The sequence below is a fragment of the Streptomyces barkulensis genome (assembly GCF_002843305.1).
Taxonomy (GTDB): domain Bacteria; phylum Actinomycetota; class Actinomycetes; order Streptomycetales; family Streptomycetaceae; genus Streptomyces; species Streptomyces barkulensis.
The window spans coordinates 1-332 of record NZ_PGSG01000002.1; the positions used below are offsets into that span (position 1 = coordinate 1).

1 rRNA gene is annotated in these 332 nt (G+C 44.9%); it reads right to left on the reverse strand.

The features are described from left to right. Window positions 1–21: 21 nt before the first annotated feature. Window positions 22–140 (reverse strand): 5S ribosomal RNA (gene rrf, locus CUT83_RS31785). Window positions 141–332 lie beyond the last annotated feature (192 nt).

Sequence of the window (332 nt, forward strand, 5' to 3'; positions counted from 1 at the left end):
AAAAAAAAAAAAACGTAAAAAGAGGTGCAACACGAGGACTTCCCAGGAGGTCACCCATCCTAGTACTACTCTCGCCCAAGCACGCTTAACTGCGGAGTTCTGATGGGATCCGGTGCATTAGTGCTGGTATGATCGCACCTGATAAGTATTGCACAATCAATTACTATATTCCTTCTGCCTGCCCGGACGGACCGACTTTCGATCGACTTTCTACACCGAACGAGCCACGGGGCCCACGATACATTTATCTCCCGATCAATCACAAAAATTAGTTAACTTATCGGACCTTTTACTTCGCTTCAAAGAAAAATACTCAGAATAAGGGCAAAAAG